General features: G+C 54.1%; 12 protein-coding genes. 5 read left to right on the plus strand and 7 right to left on the minus strand.

Annotated elements, in window-relative coordinates; translation table 11 throughout:
* The 5 genes from M6F29_RS08915 to M6F29_RS08930 all read left to right on the plus strand — a co-directional run.
* A partial coding sequence (locus tag M6F29_RS08915) for a glycoside hydrolase family 94 protein (protein WP_366525982.1) occupies nt 1–8,059 on the plus strand: 8,059 nt, incomplete at its 5' end.
* A 56-nt stretch (nt 8,060–8,115) separates the two neighbouring features.
* The gene (locus tag M6F29_RS12350) at nt 8,116–8,262 is read left to right on the plus strand and encodes a lmo0937 family membrane protein (protein WP_366525983.1); all 147 of its coding nucleotides are present in this window, start codon (nt 8,116–8,118) and stop codon (nt 8,260–8,262) included.
* An 87-nt stretch (nt 8,263–8,349) separates the two neighbouring features.
* Nucleotides 8,350–8,697: an ElaB/YgaM/YqjD family protein gene (locus tag M6F29_RS08920; protein WP_298158771.1), complete on the plus strand. Its 348-nt coding sequence runs from the start codon at nt 8,350–8,352 to the stop codon at nt 8,695–8,697.
* Nucleotides 8,698–8,709: 12 nt separating this feature from the next.
* Nucleotides 8,710–9,102 (plus strand): phage holin family protein, encoded by a 393-nt coding sequence (locus M6F29_RS08925; RefSeq protein WP_298158774.1) that lies wholly within the window; start codon nt 8,710–8,712, stop codon nt 9,100–9,102.
* Complete coding sequence (locus M6F29_RS08930; protein ID WP_298158778.1) at nt 9,095–9,364, plus strand: YqjK-like family protein; 270 nt, start codon at nt 9,095–9,097, stop codon at nt 9,362–9,364. Before M6F29_RS08925 ends, M6F29_RS08930 begins: the two co-directional genes overlap by 8 nt.
* Before the next feature lie 34 nt (nt 9,365–9,398).
* On the opposite strand, the gene M6F29_RS08935 is transcribed toward M6F29_RS08930, so the two are convergent.
* The 7 genes from M6F29_RS08935 to M6F29_RS08965 all read right to left on the minus strand — a co-directional run bounded on the left by M6F29_RS08935 (nt 9,399) and on the right by M6F29_RS08965 (nt 18,753).
* On the minus strand, nt 9,399–10,625 hold the full coding sequence (locus M6F29_RS08935) for an ISAzo13 family transposase (RefSeq protein WP_298158780.1): 1,227 nt from the start codon (nt 10,623–10,625) through the stop codon (nt 9,399–9,401).
* Nucleotides 10,626–10,739: 114 nt separating this feature from the next.
* On the minus strand, nt 10,740–13,202 hold the full coding sequence (locus M6F29_RS08940) for a chemotaxis protein CheW (protein ID WP_298158782.1): 2,463 nt from the start codon (nt 13,200–13,202) through the stop codon (nt 10,740–10,742).
* A gap of 370 nt (nt 13,203–13,572) precedes the next feature.
* The gene (locus tag M6F29_RS08945) at nt 13,573–15,381 is read right to left on the minus strand and encodes a cation:proton antiporter (protein WP_298158784.1); all 1,809 of its coding nucleotides are present in this window, start codon (nt 15,379–15,381) and stop codon (nt 13,573–13,575) included.
* Between the two features lie 159 nt (nt 15,382–15,540).
* Nucleotides 15,541–16,017: a MarR family winged helix-turn-helix transcriptional regulator gene (locus tag M6F29_RS08950; protein ID WP_298158788.1), complete on the minus strand. Its 477-nt coding sequence runs from the start codon at nt 16,015–16,017 to the stop codon at nt 15,541–15,543.
* On the minus strand, nt 15,995–16,414 hold the full coding sequence (locus M6F29_RS08955; RefSeq protein WP_298158792.1) for an SRPBCC family protein: 420 nt from the start codon (nt 16,412–16,414) through the stop codon (nt 15,995–15,997). The genes M6F29_RS08950 and M6F29_RS08955 overlap by 23 nt, the downstream gene beginning before the upstream one ends.
* Nucleotides 16,415–16,503: 89 nt before the next feature.
* Entirely contained in the window at nt 16,504–17,523 is a 1,020-nt protein-coding gene (locus M6F29_RS08960; RefSeq protein ID WP_298158795.1) for a YncE family protein, read from the minus strand.
* A 60-nt stretch (nt 17,524–17,583) separates the two neighbouring features.
* On the minus strand, nt 17,584–18,753 hold the full coding sequence (locus tag M6F29_RS08965) for an IS4 family transposase (protein WP_298158798.1): 1,170 nt from the start codon (nt 18,751–18,753) through the stop codon (nt 17,584–17,586).
* Nucleotides 18,754–19,131 lie beyond the last annotated feature (378 nt).

A 19,131-nucleotide genomic window follows, 5' to 3' on the forward strand; every position in this document is an offset into this window, starting at 1 on the left:
GGAACTTGCACGCCGATTGCGGGGACGAGGGCCAGCCCTGGCCTTGCCCTTGACCTGGGTTGACCAGCGCCTATCCGAATCAGGACAAACCATCGATCAACTGGTGCAGTCGGAAAACCAGCAGCAAGCTGGCGATCAGGTTTCCATCAGCAATTGCATCGGCAGTTTACGAGTTTTGGTTGCGATGGACTGGAGAGAGTTTGTCGAGACCATGAGCATAGTCGAGCAGATTCTTCGTGAGGATCCTGACGGTATCTATGGCAGGATGGATTTTGCCACTCGTGATCGTTATCGGCATGCTATAGAAAGAATCGCGAAAAAAGGTCGTTGCACGGAAAGGGAGGTGGCTTTCACGGCCATCGAGTTGACGCGCTCCCACATTGCATCCACAACCACGCCCAACGATCGAGCGCGGCATGTGGGTTTTTACCTGATCGACAAGGGGTTGCCAAAGCTGGAGCGTGCAGCCGAAGTTCACCTCTCCAGATTCGAGGCCTTTACGAGGGCGGCAGGCCAGCACCCCCTTTCCCTCTACCTGGGGGGCATCGCCCTGATTGCAATGACCCTCACGGGAAGCCTGTCATTTCAGGCAGTGACCAATGGAATGCCGGTTTGGATGTTGGCGCCGCTCTGCATCCTGCTATTGCTGGTTTCCAGCCAACTGTCCGTGGCCTTGATGAACTGGCTGGCAACATTGTTGGTAAAGCCTGAGCGGTTGCCAAAAATGGACTTCTCCAAAGGAATTCCGTCAGGCTACCGAACGCTGGTGGTGGTTCCTGCCCTTCTGACGAGCGTACAGGACATCGAGAAACTGGTGGAGGCACTGGAAGTCAGATTTTTGGCAAATCGTGATGAACATCTGCATTTTGGTCTATTGACGGATGTTTGTGATGCGCCACAGGAATCTCTCCCGGAAGACAGTTCCCTGGTGCAACTGGCTCATACCCTGATCAACGGGTTGAATGAAAAATACAGCAATGTCGGTGATGGAATCAAGGGCGATATTTTCTTTCTGTTTCATCGACCGAGACGATGGAACCCGCAGGAACGGATCTGGATGGGTTACGAACGCAAGCGTGGAAAACTTGCGGACTTGAATGTTCTGCTGCGCAGTGCCGACCCGGGGTTTTCCGGGGGGGCTTTTTCGCTGATCGTCGGGGACACCTCGGTTCTGTCCAGTGTGAAGTTTATCATCACCCTCGATGCGGATACACAGTTGCCGCGGGACACCGCATGTCAGTGTGTGGGAACGATGGCGCATCCGCTCAATCGTGCTCACTATGACGAAAAAAAGCAGCGCGTTACGGAAGGTTACGGCATTCTGCAGCCGCGTATGGCGGTCAGCATTCCCGGACTGAACCGATCACGTTATGCCCGGCTGTACGGGGGAGAGCCCGGAATTGATCCCTATACCCGCGCCGTTTCAGATGTCTATCAAGATCTTTTCGGAGAAGGTTCATTCATCGGCAAAGGCATCTACGAGGTCGATGTCTTCGAGCGTGCACTCGGTGGACGCTTTCCGGAAAACCGTATCCTCAGCCACGACCTTCTCGAGGGGTGTTATGCGCGGGCAGGGTTGTTGAGCGATGTGCAGTTGTACGAAAACTATCCGTTGCGCTACAGCGCCGATGTGAGTCGCCGTCACCGCTGGATACGCGGGGATTGGCAGATTGCGGGATGGCTGCTGCGTTATGTCCCTGAAAACCGGGTGGGCGAAACTCGTGGAAATCGAAGGAATAGGCTATCCCGGCTGTCGCAATGGAAACTGTTCGACAATCTTAGGCGTAGTCTCGTTCCTGTGGCATTGGCTTGGCTGTTACTGTCGGGGTGGTTGCTGCTGCCCCTGGCCTGGCTGTGGACTTTGTCGGTGCTCGGCAGCCTGTTGATTCCAGCCTTGTTTGCTTCGGTCTTCGACCTGTTTCTCAAGCCGGAACAGGTATTGTTTCGGCAGCATTTCAGGACGGTTACTCGTTCGGCCAGCCGACATTTGATGCAAGTCGGATTTGAACTGGCGTGCCTTCCCTACGAAGCGTTTTTCAGTTTGGGGGCCATTCTGCGCACGACCTGGCGGATCCTGGTGACACATAAACGACTACTGGAATGGAATCCTTCCGTTGAGGTCGATCGCCAGTTGGATGGACTGGGGCACAGTGACCTTGTTGCCTGTTTCCGGGAGATGTGGATTTCTCCCGCGGTTTCTGTTGCAGCGGCGATTGCCTTGATCCTGTTGACCCCTGCAGTACTGTTGTCGGCCGGGCCGATTTTATTTTTGTGGCTCATCTCGCCCATCCTTGCCTGGTGGATAAGCCTTCCTCTGGCGCGTCGCAAGGCCGCCTTGACGAACGAACAAATATTTTTCCTGCGTATGCTGGCGCGCAAGACCTGGGCTTTTTTTGACCACTTTGTGGGTGAGGAAGATCATTGGCTCCCCCCCGACAACTTTCAGGAGTACCGCCCTGTTTCGGTAGCCCATCGCACATCACCCACCAATATCGGGCTGGCGTTATTGGCCAATTTATCCGCCTATGATTTCGGATACATTACGGCGGGAAAACTGGTCGAGCGCACGCACGATACCCTGCATACGATGGAAGGGTTGCAGCGTTATCGAGGGCACTTCTACAACTGGTATGACACGCTGACCTTGCAACCGCTGCTGCCATTGTATGTGTCGACGGTAGACAGCGGGAATCTGGCCGGCCATTTGCTGACGTTGCGTGCAGGGTTGCGTGTGCTTGCAGATGACAAAATTTTGGGAACGAAACTGTTGGATGGTCTGCAAGACACCTTGCTGATTTTTTCGGACTCGATGAAGGGGAATTCAGCAGATCTGATTGCAAAGTTATGGAACGAACTGAAGGCACTCTCTGCTGCGCCACCCAATTCTGCAGGTGAACTGCGCGAGTATCTCTTGCGACTGGAGGCTGGCGTTTCCATCTTCGTCAAGGAAGATAGGGGCGACCTCAAGCAAGAGAGCGAATCATCCTGGTGGGGGCGGGCTCTGGTTCATCAGATTCGCATGGCCCTGGACGAGTTGAACCATCTCATTCCGTGGACACTGTTGCCGGGAGCGCCGAGCGGGTTGGAAGCATTTGCAGATCTGGACAGAATTCCGACATTACATGAACTGGCAAGGCTGGATGAAGATCTGCGTCCGGTGATTGATTTTTGGCTCGATGAGGGACCAACTCCTTCCCAGCATGACTGGCTCACCGACTTACGGCGGCAGATTGGCGAAGGGAGTCTGCGTGCCCGAAACAGGATAGCGACCATCGAAGGTCTGCTCCTTCAATCCGAAGGTCTTGCCTGCATGGAGTATGATTTTCTGTTTGACAGAAGCCGTCATTTATTGACCATTGGCTACAACGTGAGTGAGCGACGGGTGGACGCGGGTCACTACGACCTGCTGGCCTCCGAGGTGCGCTTATGCTGCTTCGTGGCCATTGCGCAGGGGCAACTACCCCAAGAAGTCTGGTTTTCTCTGGGGCGTCTGCTGACGGGTGCCGGAGGCGAACCGGTTCTCTTGTCGTGGAGCGGCTCGATGTTCGAGTACCTGATGCCACTTCTGATCATGCCGACCTATGATGATACCCTGCTTGACCAGACCTGCAAGGCGGCGGTGGCGAGCCAGATCGAGTACGGAAGGCAACTCGGCGTGCCCTGGGGTATGTCGGAATCGTGCTACAACACGGTGGACGTGCACCTCAATTACCAATACCGTGCCTTTGGCGTACCCAGCCTGGGGCTGAAACGTGGACTGGCTGAGGATACGGTCATCTCGCCCTACGCCTCGGTGTTGGCGCTGATGGTGGCACCTGAGGAGGCATGCGTGAATCTGCAGCGTCTCTCAACTGAAAGGCTGATCGGGCGGTTCGGTTTCTTCGAGGCGATCGATTACACGCCGGCACGGCAAGTACGCGGACAATCCGGTACAGTGGTCAGGTCCTTCATGGCCCATCATCAGGGGATGAGCCTGCTCGCTTTGGCCGCTCTGATCCTGGACCGGCCGATGCAGCGGCGGTTTGAATCAGAGCGGATGTTCCAGGCCATCATGCCCCTACTTCAGGAGCGAATTCCCAAGGCCACTGGGCTGTTTTTACATACGACGCAACTTTCCAGCGCCCGTTCGGTGTCGGTTGCCACGGAAATGCCGATTCGTGTCTATGGCACACCTGACACGCCGGTACCTGAGGTCCAGTTGTTGTCCAATGGACGTTATCACGTAATGATTACCAATGCCGGTGGGGGCTACAGCCGCTGGAAAGATCTCGCTGTTCTGCGTTGGCGTGAAGACAGCACCTGCGACAATTGGGGTTTGTTCTGTTACGTTCGTGAAGTGGCGAGCGGGGTATTCTGGTCAACGGCATATCAACCGACGCTCAAGCGCCCCGAGAGTTATGAGGCGATTTTTTCCGAAGGACGCGCCGAGTTTCGGCGCCGTGACTTTACTGGGGTGGACGACGGTGACTTCGAAACACATACCGAGATCGTGGTTTCACCGGAAGATGACATCGAATTGCGCCGGACCCGCATCGTCAATCGGTCGCGACAACGCAGGGAAATAGAGATCACCAGTTACGCCGAAGTAGTGATCGCATCACCGGCTGCAGATGCGCTTCATCCGGCCTTCAGCAATTTGTTCGTGCAGACGGAAATTTTGCGGGAGCGCCATGCGATTCTGTGCACGCGTCGCCCCCGTTCTCTCAGTGAGCAGACATACTGGATGTTCCATTTGATGACTGCGTATGGCGCAAAGATCAGCGAAGTATCCTACGAGACGGATCGTCTGCGCTTCATTGGGCGGACGAGAAGCGTCGTCAATCCGTTGGCCATGAGCAACTCAGCGGCGCTCTCGGGTACCGAGGGTTCAGTGCTGGATCCGATCGTGGCTATCCGCTACCGCATCGTGCTCGATCCTGAGCAATCAGTCACGGTGGATATGGTAACCGGTATTGGCGAAACCCGGGACATGGTCTTGAACCTGATCGACAAGTACCAGGATCGGCACCTGTCCGACCGTGTCTTTGACCTGACCTGGCCCCACAGTCAAGTGGTATTGCGCCAATTGAATGCCTCCGATGTCGATGCTCAACTCTATGCGCGCCTGGCTGGATCCATCCTCTACGCCCATGCCTCCTTGCGCGCCGACGCAGCCGTGCTCATCAGGAATCGTCGTGGTCAGTCCGGTCTTTGGGGTTATGCCATCTCGGGAGATTTGCCAATCGTACTGTTACAGATCGGGGACGAGGCCAATATCGATCTGGTGCGTCAACTTGTGCAAGGTCATGCTTACTGGCGCCTGAAAGGTCTGGCGGTGGACATGGTGATCTGGAATGAGGACCACATGGGGTACCGTCAACGATTGCAGGAACAGATCATGGGACTGATTGCCTCGGGTATCGAGGCTACTGTGATCGATCGGCCAGGCGGTATCTTTGTCCGGACAGCGGAACAGATCTCCAGTGAGGACCGTATCCTGCTTCAGTCCGTTGCGCGCGTTATCATCACGGACGGACGAGGAACCCTGGCAGAACAACTTGGCCATCGCAACCTCGTGGAACCGCGCCTATCCAGGTTTACGCCGACACATTCGCAGGGTTCCAGGATTTATCCTGAGGTTGTGATACCGCGTACGGATCTGACTCTGTGCAATGGACTGGGAGGCTTTACTCCGGATGGGCACGAATATGTCATTGCGCTTGCTCCTGGCGAAGTGACGCCAGCACCCTGGGTGAATGTTCTGGCCGGACCGCGTTTCGGAACAGTCCTATCGGAAAGCGGGGTTGCTTATACCTGGAGTGAAAACGCGCACGAATTTCGTTTGACACCGTGGTACAACGACCCGGTAAGCGATTTGAGTGGAGAAGCGCTTTATCTTCGTGACGAGGAATCCGGGTATTTCTGGTCACCTACCCCACTCCCTGCCCGTGCAGCAGCGCCTTATATTGTCCGCCATGGATTTGGTTACAGTGTTTTTGAACACAGATCCGCCGGGATTTGCTCGGAGCTGTGGGTCTATGTGGCAATGGATGCCTCTGTCAAGTTTTCCGTATTGAAAGTGAGAAATGAATCAGGCTGTACGCGCAAGCTCTCTGCCACAGGCTATGTCGAGTGGGTGCTGGGAGATCTTTGTGAGAAATCGGCCATGCATGTCACCACGGAAATCAATCCCCGGAACGGTGCGCTGTATGCGCGCAATCCCTACAACACCGAGTTTGCCGACCACGTGGCCTTCTTTGATGTGGATGATGCCGTGCACGGCGTAACCGGCGACCGAACGGAATTTATCGGACGTAATGGTTCCTTGAAAAACCCTGCAGCCATGCATCGGTCCCGCCTTACCGGCAAGGTGGGATCTGCTCTGGATCCCTGTGCCGCGCTTCAGGTGAATTTTGAACTGGTCGACGGACAACAACGTGACATTGTATTCCGACTGGGGGTTGGTCGTACTGTGGAGGAGGCTGACCAACTCGTGCAGCGCTTTCGCGGTGATTTGGCTGCGCGCAGTGTGCTCGAGGGGGTGTGGTACCACTGGAACCACACCCTGGGTACAGTACAAGTCGAAACGCCTGATCTGTCATTGAATATACTTGTCAATGGCTGGTTGGTGTACCAGACCTTGGCCTGTCGTCTTTGGGCGCGTAGCGGTTACTACCAATCGGGTGGCGCCTTTGGTTTTCGAGATCAATTGCAGGACGTGATGGCGCTGGTCCATGCCAAACCGGATTTGGTGCGTGAACATTTGCTGTTATGCGCAAGCCATCAGTTCGAGGAGGGAGATGTGCAGCACTGGTGGCATCCACCATCGGGTCGAGGGGTGCGTACGCATTGCTCGGACGATTACCTCTGGCTCCCTTTGGCTATCTGCAGATATGTGAAGAGTACGGGAGACCTGGGTGTGCTGGACGAACCCGTGCCTTTTCTGGAAGGGCGACCCATCGGACCGGAAGACGATTCCTATTATGACTTGCCCGGGCGGTCTGCCGACGTGGCCAGCCTTTACCAGCACTGTGTCCGGGCCATTCGACGGGGGATGAATTTCGGCGAACACGGATTGCCTCTGATCGGATCCGGCGACTGGAATGACGGCATGAATCTGCTGGGAATGCAGGGCAAGGGCGAAAGCATCTGGTTGGGGTTTTTTCAGAGTGAAGTGCTTCGGCAGTTTGCCGCAGTGGCAGAGGCATATGAAGACGCTGCCTTTGCTGAACTTTGTCGGGAGACACGAGGCAGGCTGAGCGTCAGTATCGATGAGCAGGGTTGGGATGGTGAATGGTATCTGCGGGCCTATTTCGACGATGGAACCCCGCTGGGTTCCAGAGGTAATGAGGAGTGCCAGATCGATTCGATTTCTCAAAGTTGGTCCGTACTGTCCGGGGCAGGGGACCCGGTTCGTTCCCGAAAAGCCATGAAAGCCCTGGACGAGCGGCTCGTGCGCCGCACTGACGCGCTCATTCAACTGCTTGATCCACCCTTTGACAAGTCGAACCTGAATCCGGGATATATTCGTGGGTACGCCCCAGGAGTGAGAGAGAACGGAGGGCAGTACACCCACGGGGCTGTCTGGGCCGCCATGGCCTTTGCCGAATTGGGGGATGTCGAGCGTGCATGGGAGTTGTTGACCATGATCAACCCGATAAACCATGCGAACTCGGCTGAAAAAATCGCGGTCTACAAAGTAGAACCCTACGTCATCGCTGCGGATATTTATGCCAATGCACCCCATACCGGCCGTGGGGGGTGGAGTTGGTATACAGGCTCGGCAGGCTGGATGTATCGGCTGATTGTGGAATCCTTACTGGGTCTCAGGGTAGAGGGGGATAAATTGAGTTTTTCTCCCCGCATGTCCCCAGACTGGCAGTCCTTCAAGATGCACTACCGGTATCGCGAGACTGTCTACCACATCACTGTATCGCAAATGTGTACCCATGATGATCTGTCGAGTACTGGGGTAAGGGCGATGTTGGATGGAGTGGATCAAGAGGCTGGGATCATTTCCATGGTTGATGATCACTGCGAGCATCAGGTGGAAATCATGGTGTTGGTCAGTTCGGATTAAACGTGGTCCTGAAGGTGAGAAATTTTCTATAACGAATACGGATTCAGGAGGTAAAAATGCTCGAAACTATTGCAGTCATCTTGATTGTCCTCTGGCTACTGGGGATAGTTTCCTCATATACCATGGGTGGGTTCATACACATTCTTCTGGTTGTGGCGATTGTGGTGATATTGGTGCGTGTCGTTCAAGGCCGTCGCCTCTAGCAGTATGGCCTCCGCTGTTTTTTTTCTGTAGTACACTGTACGACAGGATCTCTGGGTTTTTTGGTCACAAAACGAAAGGAATTCGCCATGAACACGATAGAACTGGAATCAGATAAGGGCATGAAAAGATTATCCGATGAAGTCACCAAGGAGCAGTTGATGGCCGATTTCATGGTGGTTTTGGCGGATGCCGAGGCGCTGTTGAAAGCCTCGGCCAATCAGGGTGGGGAGAAACTGGCTGAGGTTCGCGCCAAGGCCGAGGAGTCGCTCAGAACGGTGAAAGCCAAACTGGCCGGGACACAGACTCTCCTGCTTGCCAAAACAAAAACGGTCACCGATACGACGGACGCTTACGTTCACGACAATCCCTGGAGCGCCATCGGCATCTCTGCCGGGGTGGGTCTGTTGATTGGCTTGCTCATCGGTCGTCGCTAAACAGGGCATGCCATGACAGAGAAGACATCCGGTGTGCGCGCCGGGTTGCTCCATTCCCTGAAAAATCTTGCGACAACGCTGATCGCGGTCGTCCATACGCGCCTGGATTTGTTGTCTACGGAACTGGAGGAGGAGCGGGAGTATTTTCTGGCGCAACTGGTTCTGATCCTGATGGCACTGTTTCTCCTTGGGGTAGGGGTGGTTCTGGCCACGATCCTGCTTGTGACTGCGTTCTGGGATACACACCGTCTCCTTGTGCTGGGCCTGTTTTCCGGATTTTTTCTGGGAGCAGGTCTGATGGCGTGGGGCGCAGCCTGGCGTAAAGCGAGGGTGAAGCCAAAGCCATTTGCGGCAAGTTTGTCGGAGTTACTCAAAGACCGACAACGAGTCGATGTTGATGCGTGATAAATCGGCCAAACTGGCAAAGCGTCGCGAAAGCCTGGTTGCCCAGGCGACCCTGCAACGCGATCTGTTGACGGAAAGCATCAAGCCGTGGCTCATGCCCCTGACGTTGGCCGATCGGGGGCTATCCATTCTGAATTTCGTCAGGAAACATCCCGTGTTGATCCTCGGTGGCGTTTTGCTTTCGGTATCTCGTTCCAATCCTCTCGGAAAATATTTGAGACAGGGTCTGGTAACGTGGATGGCCTTTCGCAACCTGTTGTGATCTTAGGAATCGTTAATAAATTAGTGTGGCAATTCTAGCCAAAACTCGGATCAATCCTGTAGTTCCATTCGCCATGAAATGTATTTCGTGTAATGCGTATTTTTTCGAATTCTTCGTCACTTACCTTAATGCCTGACGGATACGAAGAGTCGTCTATTTCCGCGTGAACTTTTAGCCCCTTCCGAGTGGTCGTTCCCGCAATGAGATTGACGATCACCTCATGGCTAATCAAAGGCTGACCACGCCAGTTCATGCTGATGTAAGAAAACAGACGGTGTTCAATCTTGTTCCACTTGCTCGTGCCTGGAGGCAAGTGAGAGATATGGATCGGGATATTGATCTCGTCTGCCAATCGTTGCAACTCCAGTTTCCAAAGCCGTACTCGGCTACCGTTGCTACCCCCACCATCTGCCGTGATCATCAATTCCGTTGCCGTAGGATAACGTTGCCTGCCCATTGTATTCCACCAGCGGCGAATGGTCTCGACCGCAAAACTGGCCGTGTCGTGATCCGTCCCCACACTGACCCAACCGGTGTTACTGGCCACATCATAGACGCCATAAGGATTCGCGCGTCCAAGTTCCTTGTCAATAAAATCATGCACCTTGACTAATTCAGGCTTTCCCTCAGGGTGCCAAGTTGTGCCATTGTTCTTGTACGCGCCGACAAGTTCTTTCTTTTTCGTGTCAACCGAGATGACTGGATTGCCTGCCTCTATTCGTTGCCTGGTCTGGTCATTAATGAACTCGAATTGGGCATTGCGGTCGGGATGATCCGTTCCTTCCAGCATCTTTCGATTTGCCTGTAGACTGTAGCCCAACTCCCGTAGCAAATCCCCCACTTTCGGATAACTTACCGAATACCCCTTCAGGGTCAACTCATCAGCTAATGTTCGCAGGCTTTTGCAGGTCCAACGCAGCGGTGACTCGGGATCACCTCGTGTCGTTGGTTCAATCAGTTTCTCCAATGCCGCCATTACACCAGAATTGGTCTCGATCACGGTTTTTCTGCCAGCACCCGATTTGCGAATCCGCTTACCCTGATTTTCGGTGGGCATCCTCTCCGCCGCCAGTTCCTCAAGTCCAGCGTGAATAGCACGCCGGGACACACCGGTTGCCAGTGCAACCTTTGTAATACCTCCATGACCTAGCACAACAGCTTCCGCAGCGGCAAACAGACGCCTCATGCGCTCATCTAATGCCCACGCAAGTTTCGCGAATCGGGTGCGTATTTGTTTGGTGTCGTCGTCTTCAATCTCCATGACGACAATATACCACCCCCTGTTTATTTGTTACAGTAATTTCTTAACGACTCCTTATCGGCCATCCAATCTTGGAAATAATGAGTTCGAGCCGAAAACCCTGCATCGGTTCGTTCATGCTGCGGCATACTCTACCGCGAAACGGCGCAGTATCCGATCCACTGAAAGCACGATGAGAATCCGTCGTTCCGGGCTGCCTTTTCCGGGTTTGACGAGGTTTTCCACCAGGGAATGACCATTGGCCATCATGGCGGGAACGGGTTCGATCTGGGTGACAGGGATTTCAGCGATGTCACCCAGACTGTCCACCAGAATGCCGAACGGGTTTCGATTCCCGGGAGAGCGCAGAACCAGGATCTGAATACGCGTCATTACGGAATTCCGGTGACGTCGCTCCCGTTCAGGGTTTTTTGTGGAAACCGCCGTGGACAAATCGAAGACGGTCATGGCCTGCTCCTGATACATCATACAGCCCTTGACGAAGTCAGGAGCGCCAGGGATAGGGGTCAGGCCGTGGATGTCGATGACTTCGATCACATGCTTCGAGGGGATTCCATACCAGTTGTGGCCCACAAAGAAACAGGCGATATCCACCGTGTTTTCTCCGATTCCGGCGTGGATTGCGGGAGGATTTTTCATGCTCTCCTGCAGCGAGGGAATGCCTTCGGAATCCTCCGAAACATGCTCGGACAGGGGAGAGAAGACCAAGGCCACGACATCGGTCTGACCGGGATCCTCGGCGGATTTGTATTCCCGATACCCGTTCTCCATACATGAGCCCACAGCGTAATACCGTCCATTTCTGATCATGATGCCGGTCCGACTTTCGCCCCGTTGCAGATTGAAAAAATCAGGATCGATCGACAGGCGGGAACCGGGTTGCAGCGACTCGTCGGTACTGGAAATGATGTATCCCTCCCGTCCTGCGAAGACGGCGAAGGCTCCTGGGACCAGGCTACCGTTTTCCTGTCTTGGCAATGCATCGTGGAGCATGGCCTGAAACTGGGGCGTGGCATCGAACACGATGGAAATGCCGCCGACCGGTTCGCTCTTGTTGGGGTTCCTGATTGCGGCAGAATACACGTAGGTAGGTTGCCCCGCATAAAGATCGGTGGTGGAAAAACTGGTGACGGTGTAACTCTGGGTATTTCTCAATGCCAGGGTCGGGCGGACCCAGGTGTCGGGAAGGGATTTTCCAACCCAGTCGCCGTAGGCCGGGTTGGAAAGAGCGATCACCCTGCCCAGATGGTCGAACAGGATCAGATTGCTGTAAACAGTGTACAGATCGTTGATGGTGCGCAGGACGTCTGTGAGTCTCAGGGTCTGGGAAGGGTCGGTGAGGCTCGGATGGGCAAGTTCGTCGCAGAACAATCGGGTAAGCGCCCACCAGCGGCAATCGTTGGCTCGTTCATAGAGATTCCGGTTCAGGATGTCGATGGCCAGTGCGGCTTGGGATCTGCAGTCGAAGAGGACGGATGACAGTACGGTCTTGTAGAGATTGGTTGTGGATTCGCTGAATACACTTCGGGTACGGATGCCCGTACTGCCGATCTCACGCAGCAGCACCTTGGCAAACGCGGCGTTGTTTGCGCTTTGATCGGAGATCAGCCATAGGTTTCCATTCCATACGGCCCGGTTCAGTTCTTGCTGAATGGTGGCGGCCCTGAGAGGGATGTCCCTCAATTCCGGGCTGAACAGCGTGGCCGTTTCGACGACGCGGTTGATGAGGTCGGCTGGGATGTTCTCGAGTTCATGGGCTTCCGACATTTCGAAAGCATGGTTGAGCGGAGCCAGGGCGTGGCCCACCCAGCCCGGGCCGGTGTATCCCTGGTAGCCATGGGCGATCCGCGTTGCCGAGAGGTATTCCCTTCCGGAAAAACGAATGATTTGGCAACCATCTTCTCCTGAAACCCCGATTCTGGCACCAATGGGAAACTGGTAGTGGTCACTGCTCGCAATGACCCGTTGCTCGGAGTCCAGTAGCGTGATGATCGTCCAGTCATCCTCGGCAACCAGGTTTTCAAAGATTCTCCGACATTCGTCCTGGAGCCGGAAACACAGACAGAGTACGCCTACGGGGTGGCTATCGTCGCCGGACATGACGCGGTAGGCATACACCAGAGGATTGTCCAGTCCCGGAAGCAGGTCAGTCGGCCGGGATATTTCCACATAGGCATGGTCGGTATTCAAGGCTTCTCTTACCAGGCTGTCTGTTGTCCGTTCCACGAAATTGTTGGTGTCCAGTTGGGCAAGAACTTCGCCTTGGGGGGAGAGCAGAATGATGTTGTGATAGACCGAATACTTCTGGACATACTCCATGAAGTGGGAGCCCAGTATTTTTTTCCAGTGGAGAGAGTTCGTTGTCTCGGGATTTTCTTCCACCGCTTCGGCATACTTGCGAATTTCGCTGTCGGTGGCCAGAAATCCGATATCGGCGGTGCGCTCAAACAGGTTACGAGTCAGGATGTCGATGGCGACCCGGGCACAGGAATCGAGATGGAGGCTCGCTTTCTTGTAATACTCTATGGCCAACTGATCCAGAAGCACCGAAGCCAGGTTGTTGAAGTCGGAACGCATGCGGCTGATGTCTGTTCCAGCGCAAAGTAGTTGCCCCAATAGCGTTAAATTGTCATAAACCGTCTGAATTTCATTCAGCCGTTTCTGGTCAGGGTATAGACCGCTCATAAAGCGGGCAAGTGTGGATGGAGGGTTGTGTAGTGAAGTGGCTTTGCGTTTTTTCATGTGAGGTACCTGATTCATCCCTGGATAGCGACCGCCGGATACCTAGCAAGAATGATGCCTTTTCTTTTTTCCCCCGTAAATTCATTGAGGGTTGCTTATCTCACCGAACTGGGTTTTTAGAAGGGCTGGTGCAAACAGGCCCTCTTTGCACCAAATTGGTGCAATCTATCCCGGCCCGAAGGTACGGTCATTTTGACCGAGAGGATTAAGCCGCAGTGGGTGCAATCAACGCCAGAATGCGGTCACCGCTTACAGGAGCAATAGTCTCATCGGCATGTAGTACGCGCAGAATATGCTCTCCAGTGATCATGAAGAGGGGTAGGAAGCCTGCCTTATGCTGTTCCTGATAAGATTCCCAGGAAAAGTTTTCGCTCAGGAGAGTGGTATGGATTTGCCAGCCGTTATCCAATAGTTGGGAGAGTCGTGAGTAGGTCACATCTCCCCCAAAAAGATAACTTCCTCGGTAGGGTTCTGCCACCTGCTGTCGGTCGCGTCCGACCATGGCGTTCTCGTCGGTCAGGATGAAGACATGGTCCAGGCCAAACTCTGGTTTATAACGCATACTTGCAATGATGTTGAGGGAGTGATCTTCGGCCAGGCCGAGCATGTAGCCAAAGTCGAGTAAATCGAGATAACGATCTGCTTGCACGGAAACGGGATGGGCGTAAAAAGTGTTGATACCCGTTGCGCGTGCTTTACGGATTTGAGCGAAGTCGTTATCCAACAACAGGCAGGCAAAGCCCACCTGATCCAGGGCTTTGGCAATGACCTGGGCGACAGGATTGGCGCCGATGATGAGGATGCTCTGTGGTTCCTTCTCATCCACATTCAGCAGCATGGCCAGAGGTCTGGCCGTGAGGCTGGGCAGAAGAACGCTGGTGATGATGAGCGCGAAGGTCAGGGGAACGAAGAGCGAAGCATGGGGATAGTGGATTGCCTGCAAGGTTTGTCCGAGCACCGCCGCAGTGGCTGCGGCAACGATGCCGCGTGGTGCAATCCAGGCGACGAGGACCTGTTCCCGCCAGTGCAACTCCGATCCCCAGGAGGCGAGAGCGACCTTGATGGGTTGTGCGACGACTTGGATAACTACGAGCAGACCGAGCCCGGGTCCCAGCACGGCACGAATCTCCGTGAGATTCAAACGCGCTGCCAGAATGATGAAGAGTAGGGAGATCAGCAGGATAGAGAGGCTTTCCTTGAAGTCCAGGATATTGTCCAAGGGTACGTCACGCATATTGGAGAGCACCATGCCGATGAGGGTGACCGCCAGCAGGCCGGAATCTTTGACCAAGACATCGGACAAGGCGAAAATCATGAGCACGCTTGCCAAGACGAGGAAGGGGTGAAGATAGTCCGGCACTACCCGGCGTCGTAGTATCCATCCCAAAGTGAAGCCTCCCGTTACCCCCAGGGTGACACCCACTGCCACGATGCGCAGAAAGTTCAAACTGGCCTCCCCCAGGGATGCGGTGGCGGAGTTTTGGGCGACCAGCGCTTCGAATACGATCACACTGAGGAGTACACCGATGGGGTCGATGAGGATGCTCTCCCAGCGTAATACCTTGGCAATCTTGGCGTTTGGGCGGACGCTACGCAGGATGGGCGCAATGACTGTGGGACCGGAGACTACTGTGACCGCGCCAAAGAGAACAGCCATGGGCCAAGGGAAATGCGCAAGCCAGTGGGTGGCGATACTGATGATTGTCCAAGTGCTGAACACGCCCAGGATCAATAGGCGCTGGATGACCGTGCCAAGGCCGCGGAGTTCGCTCAGACGTAACGATAGGGCGCCCTCAAAGAGGATAATGGCCACGCACAGAGAGACGGCGGGGAAAAGCAGGGGTCCAAAAATCGCATCTGGTCGTAGCCAGCCGAGGATGGGCCCAAGCAGAATGCCCAGCATCAACAAAAAAAGAATGGCAGGTAATTTGATCCGCCAAGCGATCCACTGGCTGAGGAGACCGAGGAATAATAGGCTGGCAATGAGGAAAATAACGCCAAAGTTGACGTTCATCGTTGGTGGTCCTTGATTGCGTTTGGGATCGGCATGGAGGGCCAACGCATACTATGGCAGAAAACGAAATACCGCGCCGTGGCGCAACTGACTGAATCCACCAGCCACAACCAATATTGACATGTTCCTTTGCTGTTACGCCGATCCAATGGCGCGTGTTCAGGGGGAATTGCCAGCAATGATGGAGATGGTCAGTGCTTTGTAGGACGCCAACTGTTGTTCCGTCAGGCATGAGAAGAATTCATCGTCAGCCCGTTCGACGGCAACGATGGTTTGGTGAATCAGTTTGCGTCCGTTTGCCGTGAACCGAACCTGAATGGAACGCGTATCGATGGCCGAATGCTCCCGATGGACGAGGCCGGCTTCCTCCAGTTTTCGAATGGCTTTGGAAAGGGTCATTTTATCGATTTTGGCATGCTCAACCAGACGAGCCTGGGTGGGTGGCTCATGTTGCTGCTCGAACCACAGGAGCGAAGCCATGATGGCGAACTGGGTTTGGGTAATGGAAAACTCACCGAATATCCGCGCGAGCTTCCCCTGCCACAGGGCAACGAGTTTCCACAGCAGAAATCCCGGGCTGTCGTCAGCCTGGTCGTGCTTGAAAGGTGAAGACTCAGATGCGTTTTGCTTCTTCAATCAGGGCCTCTGTCTGCGCCGCCATTCCGTCGGCAATTTTTTCCGCAACCATTTTTCTCCACAGGAAGGATAAAAAGCCTTCGATGCTCATGGTCGTGCGTATCTCTAATTCATCCCCATGGGTAATGAATTCATGGCAACCGTACATGCGTGCACCAGGAAAACAGGTCAGATCAGTGAACTGGTGACCGGGTTCAACTTCGAGGATCTGGATGGAAACCCACGAGCCCCCCTTGGGTTTGAGCCGGAAAGTGTTCCCTGCCTTGAATTCGCCGTCCAATTCCGCGGATTCTATGTCGGGTTGCCAAATATGCCACCGATTGATATCGGTCCATACTTCCCACACTTTTCCCGCTGGTAAACCGCTCACTTGCTTGCTGTAGGTTTTGCTCCACATGATTCTCTCCGGAAACAGGAACACATGGGCATATAGTAACCTAGTTTACAATGATTGTGAAGGGGGCTGCCGGGTTCGTCCTTGAATCTTCAGTTGGGAAGCATAATTCTCAACAGGGGCCGACCGTGGATATTTTCCAGAGGGAAATAGACGAGGTGCGTCCGTGGGTCAACTGCAACGCTGTGCGCATGGGGCATTTGAATGGAACCCAGCAGGGTCAGTTTTTTATCGTGACTTTGAAAAACCGAGACCGTACCCGCCTCGGAGGCGACATACAATCGGTTCAGGCCAGGATCGAAGGCGAGCACATCCGGTTCGTCGCCCACCTCATAGGTTGACAATAGTTTCATCGAGGTCAGATCCACCAGGGCAAGGGAATGGTTATCTTCACCCCCGACAAACGCCAGGTGATTCGCTGTATCCAGTGCGATTCCGTGGGGATTCCGGATTCCCGGCAGCGGACATCGTTCAATGATCCGGTTGGTTGCCGGATCGATGGTCACCAGCATGTTGATTTGGTGCACGCTCACGAGAATGTGTCCCGATACGGGATCGAAGACCGTGTTCCCGGCCTCGCCGCCCAAGGGGATGCTGGTGATCAACCGATTGGTGGTTGCGTCAATGACGGCATCTGCCGAACCTCCATGTTCATCGGAGACAAAGACGCGGTTTTGCTGCGGCGCGTAGGCGAGGCCGTCGGGATAGGTGACCGGTCCGGGGGTGGCGATCGTTTCGAGGGTTTGCGTATCGACCACGGCGATACGGTGATCCCCGGTCACCGCGACATACAGTCGATGGCGTTCCGGCACTGCGAGGACGCCGTGAACGCGTTTGAAACCACCAAGGTTGGCAACTACTTTCCGGCTTGCAACGTCGAAGATCACCACGTGGTCGGCATCCATGTGCGAAATATACAACCGACCGCTGGATGCATCGAAATTCTGATAGTCAAAGCGAACTGCAGGCCCTGGCAAGGGAATATCGGCAACCTCGACCAGCGGCCTATTGACCGGTGATGGCGAAGTCTGCGCGTGACTCATCGATAGGGGCAAGGAAGTTGCCAGCAGGCAGACAATGGCCTGCAGCAACTTGTGGCGATGGATGCTCATAGGGGTTTTCTCACTTCCTTGATGGGCGATGCTTTTATATTTATAACCACTAGTGTCCGGTTAAAAATCGAATAATTTCAGTTGGTTGGAATTTTCGCTCGAATTATCTGAATTAGGGTCTGGCTGGAAGGCCCGTAGAATATGGGTTTTCTCGAAAACGGAGACAGATAAAATCTGTAGCAAAGTGTAGAGTGAGGCATCAATTTGAAGTTCCTTCTTGATGATAGCGATCAGCACATAGGTGGCTACGGCACACCATATTTGGGTCTTGACTGCGTTTTCGCTGTTGCCGATGAAGCGCTTGATGCGCAAATGTTGCTTGATCCATTTGAAAAACAATTCCACCTGCCAGCGGCTCTTGTAGAGTTGGGCGATGGCCAACGGGGAAAGCAGGGTATTGTTGGTGAGGAACACCAAAGACTTTCCGGATACTGGGTCCTTGAATCGCACTCGGCGCAATTGATCGGGGTAGTCCATTGCGGATTTTTTGACGGTCAGGGAGATACGCTGATCGCAGATTATGCCTGTGGTCCGATCGACTGGCTGGGAACAAATGCGGCGGGAGCGGGTATTGGATTTGGCGCGAGTGACAAAGTAAGCTCCGCGTTGATGCAAGGCGTAGAGACGCTCGAAATCCAGGTAACCTCGATCCATGACGTAGAACGCACCGGACTCGAAAGGAATCATGTCCATGACATTGACATCGTGAATCGAGCCATTGGTAACATGGATGAACGCTGGGATATTTCCGCGCAAATCCAACAGAGTATGCATTTTTACAGCGGACTTGGTAGTGCGAAAGGAGGCCCAAGGAAACAGGGACAGACACAGGTCTATGGTCGTGGCGTCCAAGGCATAGACGGTATTCTCCAGGTCGACCGCGAAATCGTCCTGGCTGTAAAGTTTGCGCGCTTTGCGAATCAGAAGTGCGGCCAGATCTGCCCAAATATGCCAGTCGCGTCCTTCGTTGGCATCGGCCAGTGTCGAGCGCCTGACAGGTTGACGAAAACCCATACCGTAGAGTTTTCCGTGATTGGACAGCAGACAGGTTTCGATGTCGCGCAAACTCTCGCGGTAAGTCAATTGAGCGAAGGCCATGGCGCGAAACTGTTCGGTACAGGGCAGACTTCGAACTCTGGAATCGCCTCCATAGCGATCTACGATGCGGCTGAAACTGGTCCACGGAATGAACTCCATGACTTGAGCAAAAAGAGTCTTTCCCGTATTCATGCATCCTCTCCAGAGAGATCAATCTCCGGAAGTTACCTGAACCTGGAAGTGTGGAACTTGAATTCAAATCGGCACCAAACAAAATCGCCTCGCAAGGCCTGTCAATACGGGGTTTTATCAATGAACTTTCTCACTTAACCGGACACTAGTGAAATAGCATAAAGTTTTTTTGCTTTATGACGATACGTAGTGGTGGTTCTGGATTATCATGCGTCCTTGTGTTTCGGGAGTGAGTTATTTATAATGGGAAATTATCCCTTATATTTCCTGCTGGGAGGAGCCGGGGTTGAATAACAATAAGAATGTTCTTGTGGCGGGCGGTGCGGGTTATATCGGCAGTCATGTGGTGACGGTGCTCATTCAGGCAGGCTTTTCCGT

It is taken from the genome of Ferrovum sp. (assembly GCF_027317285.1).
Taxonomy (GTDB): Bacteria; Pseudomonadota; Gammaproteobacteria; order Burkholderiales; family Ferrovaceae; genus Ferrovum.